Below are 6092 nucleotides of genomic sequence, written 5' to 3' on the forward strand. Positions count from 1 at the left end.
AAAAATGAGTTATTTAAACGATTTCGACATTAGCGGATACGGGCTTAGCGCGCAGCGATTTAGGATGAACGTAATAAGCTCGAATATCGCCAACGCGCAAACTACTCGCACGGCGGAAGGCGGTCCTTATCGCAGGCAAGAGGTGATTTTTAAAGCGGTAGAATTTGATAAAATTTTAAATCAACAACTAAAAGAAAGCGGCTCGATGCTAGAATACGAAAATCCGCTAGACGATCCTAGTTCGCCCAAAGACGCGCATCCGTCGCTAATGAGCGTGGTCGTGGATAAAGTCGTGCGCGACGATAAGGACTTTCAGCTAAAATACGATCCGGAGCATCCCGACGCCAACGCAAACGGCTACGTGGCCTTTCCTAACATAAATCCGGTAATCGAGATGAGCGACCTAGTAGAAGCTACGCGCGCTTATCAAGCAAACGTCGCGGCTTTTCAAAGCGCCAAAAATATCGCAAACAGCGCGATACAACTAATAGCAGGACAATCATAATGATAAACGACGTTAATCTAGTACAAAGCGTAAACAAAGCGCAAAATTTGCAAAAAGCAAGCGGGGCGGCGCAAAGCGATGGCTTTGCCGATATGCTAAACGAGTCGCTAAAAGAGTTAAACAAAGTACAAGTAAACGCCGATAAAGCGATCGCCGACCTAGCCACGGGCGAGGTAAAAGATTTACACCAAGCAGCTATCGCTATCGGCAAAGCGGAAACTAGCATGAAATTAATGCTTGAAATTCGCAACAAGGCATTAAGCGCGTATAAGGAAATTTCAAGGACGCAAATTTAATTTATGAACCCCAAAAAGTCCAAAATAACCGTTCTATTTTTATTTATTACGCTAGCGATGATGCTATTCGTGGGGGTTATTTTTTACCGCGCTACGATCGAGCGTAAGCTGCCGCGGTTACAAACTAGCGACGTAAACACCGCCCAACGCGGAAATATAATCACCAAAGACGGATTTAGCGTGGCTACCGGACAAAAACTTTATAAAGCTATGGTAGATACCAGAAATATCGACCCCAATAAAAAAGAGCTGTTTATTAAGCTTTATAGCCTTTACAGCGGCGATGATCCAAACGCCGTGCGAAAAACGCTAAATTCCGCCAAAGGACAAGTTACTCTTTCATACAAAATCGACGCCAAAAGCGCCGCCTACCTGCAAGAGCTCGCCAAAAAATTTAGCACCAAAAGCATAATCGTAAGTTATACCGACGAAAAAAACGGAGTAGTTTTACAGCGCGGAATGGACGTAGCCGAAAGCGGCGAAAATAGAATTTATATGGCGCAAAGCTCGCTAACGCCCTTGATCGGTTACACCAGAAAGACCGAAAAAGACAATATCACGAAAGTAACGGGCGTAAAAGGCATAGAAAAATCCTACGAAGATTATCTAGCCCCGATACAAGACGCTAAGCTGCTAGGACCCAGAGACGTCGGCAATAACATAATTTTAACAAGCGATTCAAATTTGGCCAACCGCATAGACGGCTACGATGCGGTGCTTTCGATCCCGCTAAAATTTCAGACCAAATTAGAACGAATTTTGGACGAGAAACGGGAATTTCTAGACGCAAACGAGCTAATTTTATGCATAATGAACAGTAAAAACGGAGAAATTTTAGCCCTAGCGTCAAGCTCGCGCTACGACCCGTCAAATATAAGAAAGCAAGACTATCCGGCGCTAAATTCGAGCGCGACGGAGTATGCGTACGAGGTCGGTTCGGTTTTTAAGCCGTTTATTTTCGCATTGCTTTTACAGGAAAATAAAATTAATCCGATGGAGTCGGTAAATACTTATAATGGTAACTATCAACTAGGTAAGCGCATAATCAGAGATACGCACCCCGAAGCTTCTATGAGCGCCGAAGACGTCATCGTGCATAGCTCTAATATCGGCATGATTCAGATCGTACAACGGCTTAGCGGACCGGAAATTTACCAAGGGCTATTAAATTTCGGCTTCTCGCAAAAAACAGGCGTCGATCTGCCTTACGAGCAAGTAGGCATGATGCCGACCGTTAATAAATTGAATTCCTCTACCTACAAAGCTACCGTAAGCTACGGATACGGGCTTCAAGCGACGTTTATGCAGCTTTTAAAGGGCTACAACGCTTTTAACAATAAAGGCGTCGAGGTAATCCCGCACGCGGTCGCCTATCTGGAAAAAAACGGCAAAAAATTCGAGATCCCGCGCTCGCAGCCTAAACAGGTAATCTCACAAGAAGCGGCAAAAATAATGAAGAGAATTTTAATCAAAGTCGTAGAAAAAGGCACGGGAGCGGGCACCTATATACCGGGTCTTGAAATCGGCGGGAAAACCGGCACGGCGCACATCGCTTCGGGTCGCGGCGGATATAGCAACACCTACAACGGCTCGTTTTTCGGCTTCGTAAACGATAGCATCGGCAACAGCTATACGATAGGCGTACTAGCCCGCAACCCGAAGCGCCCGTATTATTATTTCGGCGCCCAAAGCGCGCTGCCGTCATTTAAAAAAGCGGTTGAGCTAATGATAGAAGAGGGTTATTTAATCCCCGATTCAAAGGCTGTCGCCGAAGCGCAAGCTAAAAAAGAGTCCAAAAAACAAACGCCTCCGGCAAAAGACTGATTGAAAATTTCGCGTTTAGCGGGTCAAATTTAACCCGCTAAATTTTAAAGAAGCGAAAGTTCTGCCAAAACGGAGTTTAAATTTACGTTTGAACTTACCACGCCGTCTAAATTCTGCTGACGTTGCAAAATAGTGTTATTTAGCGCGCCGTTGAGTTCCTTACGGTATTTATTTAAAAACTCGTTTAACGTCTGATTTAGCTCGCTTTTTTCTTCCGCACTCTTATTAGGGTCGTTTAGCCCCAAAAGTTCGCTTAGCTCCTTTCTTTTTTCGGCTACTTTTTGCTCGATTTTATCTGCGTTAAGTTGAGCCAAATAGCCGTATGCGCCGAGTTTGGCAAGATCGTTTTTAAACCGCTCGACGTCGCTTAAAATTTTACTCTCGCCTTCCGCTTCGTCAAGCGCTTTATTTAATATTTCGTCAAAATTAGCGCTCTTTTTTTCGCGACTAGGATTTACGCCGCTTAACTGCGATAGATACTGCGTTTTTTCGGCATTTATCGCTCTCATTCGCCCTCCTTTACTTGAAGATAATAGAAGTAAGCAATTTTCATTCCTCGGCGCGATTTAGTATAAATTTAGCAAAATTTTCGCCGTCGTTAGGACAGCCTACGACGTCGTAAAATTTAAAGCCTAGCTCGTCCGCTATGCGTTTATATTCGATCGCTAGCTCAAAAATCGTCTCAGAATTATCTATACAAAACGAGATAGGATAGATAAGCGCCTTTTTATTTTCGCACTTTTCTAGAGCTTCGTTTAGCGAAGGTTCTAGCCATTTTACGGGGCCTAGGCGCGACTGGTACGCAAGATTTATTTCTTTAAATTTTATGCCGCGTTCTTTTAAAATTCGCGTTAATTTCTCGACCTGAAAAATTACGTCCGCCTCGTAAAGATCGCCGCTTGCAATGATGCTTTGAGGCAACGAGTGAGCCGAAAATATCAGCGTTACGTCGCTTATGTCGGCGCCCACGATTTTATCCGTTATGCTTGAAACCACGATATCGGCGTATTCGTCGCTATCAAAAAACGGACTTGCGACGCGGAAATTTCCTTTGAATTTTAATTCGTCCGCAGCCTTATAAATTTCATTTAGACTCGACGTAATCGTCGTGATAGAGCGATGCGGATAAAGCGGAAATAAAACGATCTCGCCGAAATTTTCGTATTTTTTAAGCGTTTCTTTACTAAACGGCGGGGTGTAATTCATCGCAAAATCGACTGCGTCGAATTTTTCGTAAAGCGAAATTTTATCGCAAAGACTTTGCGTAATCTCGCAAAGAGGCGATTTACCGCCGATTTTCTCGTAATTTTTCCGAGCGGTTTTTACGCGCGCTTTGGTTATAAAAAATGCTAAAATTTTACGTAAAATAGGATTTTTTACGCTTAAAATACAAGGGTCGTTAAACATATTTTTTAAAAAAACCTCAACCTCGCCTAAATTCCGCGGACCGCCCATATTTAGCAGTAAAAGCGCCCTTTTCATGCAAAAAGCTCCATAATTTTAATAATATCGTCAAGCGTCGATAGTTCGCCTATTTCGCCGCTTACGCAATAGTCGAAAAATGCGTCGTATTGTACTTTTATCTCGTTTTGATCGGCGTCGATTTTAAGATTTATTTGACCGTCTTCGGTTAGCTCAAAAAGCCTGTTTGCTATTAGATCGCCGAAATACGCCCCGCTTTTTGCGTTTATCTCGACGTTAAATCGCTCGAAAGTCCCGCAATGCGAGTTTAAAACGGAGGTTAAAATTTGATTTTTACTCTTAAATTTTATGAGCGCGTTATCCGACGAACGCGAATTTGTTTTATTGCTAAACGAGCTTGAAAACTCGTAAATTTCGCTTTTTGCGATAGTTTTTGCAAGGTCTATGCAAGGCAAGCAAAGCCCGCTAATTATATCGGCGCCTAAATTAGGCTTTGAATAAGAGATGTGGATGCCGTAAATTTCGCTTTCTTTGCTTAGCGCTTTTTGCAGCGAGACGATAGCAGGACGAAATCTATCGCTAAACCCCGCGCAAACGCGAATTTTGGCCGATTTTGCGACGTAGTTCAGCTCTTTTAGGCGGTCTAAATTTTTAAATCCGCCGCAAGCGATTAGTATATTTTGGCAAAATTTAGCACACTCGTTAAACGCGTCGAAAAGCTCTTTTTGTTCCACGCAAAGCACGAGAGCCTGCGGATGAGACTGGGCTATAAAATCCTTAAAATTTTCAAACTGCGGAGCGCGGCAAAATTCGTCTTTACAATTTTTATCAAAAACTCCGCAAACTTCAAATTTATCGGAGCGGCGCAGCTCGGCATAATGCGCCTTCCCGATCGCGCCGTAACCGACGATGCCGATTTTTAGCTTCATAATAAACCCTAAATTTATTTTTAACCGTAAGCTTAATCAATTTTATTAAATAAACGGCAAAAAATTGAGCTTGTTTTAGGAATTTTATAAATTTTTATGTTAAAATCGCCACTATTTTAATTTTAGGACGTAGAAATGGATATTAGAGAGGCTTATTTAAATTTTTTCGCAAGCAAAGGTCACGAGATCATCCCGTCCGCACCGCTAGTGCCGAACGACGCTACGCTGCTTTTTACAAACGCGGGTATGGTGCCGTTTAAGAGCATTTTCACCGGCGAAGTACCGCGCCCTACCCCGCCCATCCGCACGAGCTGTCAAACCTGCATCCGCGCAGGCGGCAAGCACAACGACCTAGATAACGTCGGCTACACCGCGCGCCACCACACGTTTTTTGAGATGCTGGGAAATTTTAGCTTCGGCGAATACTTCAAAAAAGACGCGATCGCGTATGCGTGGGAGTTTGTCACGCAGGTGCTAAAACTACCCAAAGACCGCCTCTACGTCACCGTTCACGAGAGCGACGACGAGGCATTTGCGCTATGGGAGCAGCACATCGCAAAGGAGCGCATTTATAGATTCGGCGATCACGATAACTTCTGGCAGATGGGCGATACGGGACCGTGCGGACCGTGCTCGGAGATCTTTTACGACCAAGGCGGCGAGCACTTTAACACGCCTGAGGACTACATGGGCGGCGACGGAGATAGATTTCTTGAAATTTGGAACCTGGTTTTCATGCAGTACGAGCGTAGCAGCGACGGCAAGCTAACACCGCTGCCAAAGCCTAGCATCGACACGGGCATGGGGCTTGAACGCGTCACAGCGATAATGGAAGGCAAATTTAGCAACTACGATAGCTCGCTTTTTATGCCTCTTATCGAGGAAGTCGCAAAGCTTTGCGGCAAGCCTTACGCTTACGAGAGTGGCGCTAGCTACCGCGTCATCAGCGATCACATCCGCTCGGTGACTTTCCTACTAGCTCAGGGCACTACATTTGACAAAGAGGGCCGCGGCTACGTGCTTCGCCGTATCCTTCGCCGCGCGATCAGACACGGATATTTACTAGGTATAAAAGAGCCCTTTATGTACCGCCTGGTCGATAAAGTTTGCGAGCTA

7 protein-coding genes are annotated in these 6092 nt (G+C 44.6%); 4 read left to right on the forward strand and 3 right to left on the reverse strand.

Features of this window, described 5'->3' with window-relative positions; all coding sequences use genetic code 11:
• The first annotated feature begins 4 nt into the window (after positions 1-4).
• From flgC to QZ147_RS01940, 3 genes are read left to right on the forward strand one after another with little or no spacing between them, the layout of a single operon-like run.
• On the forward strand, positions 5-505 hold the full coding sequence (flgC, locus tag QZ147_RS01930; RefSeq protein WP_295146496.1) for a flagellar basal body rod protein FlgC: 501 nt from the start codon (positions 5-7) through the stop codon (positions 503-505).
• Positions 505-801, forward strand: a complete 297-nt coding sequence (gene fliE / locus QZ147_RS01935) for a flagellar hook-basal body complex protein FliE (protein ID WP_295146498.1) — start codon at positions 505-507, stop codon at positions 799-801. Before flgC ends, fliE begins: the two co-directional genes overlap by 1 nt.
• 3 nt (positions 802-804) lie before the next feature.
• Positions 805-2625: a penicillin-binding protein 2 gene (locus tag QZ147_RS01940; protein WP_295146499.1), complete on the forward strand. Its 1821-nt coding sequence runs from the start codon at positions 805-807 to the stop codon at positions 2623-2625.
• 44 nt (positions 2626-2669) lie between these two features.
• Here QZ147_RS01940 and QZ147_RS01945 read toward each other — a convergent pair whose 3' ends face one another.
• The 3 genes from QZ147_RS01945 to QZ147_RS01955 are packed head-to-tail and all read right to left on the reverse strand — an operon-like array spanning position 2670 to position 4976.
• The gene (locus QZ147_RS01945) at positions 2670-3134 is read right to left on the reverse strand and encodes a response regulator (RefSeq protein ID WP_295146501.1); all 465 of its coding nucleotides are present in this window, start codon (positions 3132-3134) and stop codon (positions 2670-2672) included.
• Between the two features lie 40 nt (positions 3135-3174).
• Positions 3175-4107, reverse strand: coding sequence for a ferrochelatase (hemH, locus tag QZ147_RS01950; RefSeq protein WP_295146502.1), 933 nt, complete (start codon positions 4105-4107; stop codon positions 3175-3177).
• Positions 4104-4976 carry a Gfo/Idh/MocA family oxidoreductase gene (locus tag QZ147_RS01955; RefSeq protein ID WP_295146504.1) on the reverse strand — a complete coding sequence of 291 codons (873 nt, stop codon included), beginning with the start codon at positions 4974-4976 and terminating at the stop codon, positions 4104-4106. The genes hemH and QZ147_RS01955 overlap by 4 nt, the downstream gene beginning before the upstream one ends.
• A gap of 135 nt (positions 4977-5111) precedes the next feature.
• On the opposite strand from QZ147_RS01955, the gene alaS reads away from it, so the two are divergent.
• Positions 5112-6092: alanine--tRNA ligase (alaS, locus tag QZ147_RS01960; RefSeq protein ID WP_295146506.1), on the forward strand; the 981-nt coding region annotated here is incomplete at its 3' end.

It is taken from the genome of uncultured Campylobacter sp. (assembly GCF_905371695.1).
In the GTDB taxonomy this organism is placed as follows: domain Bacteria; phylum Campylobacterota; class Campylobacteria; order Campylobacterales; family Campylobacteraceae; genus Campylobacter_A.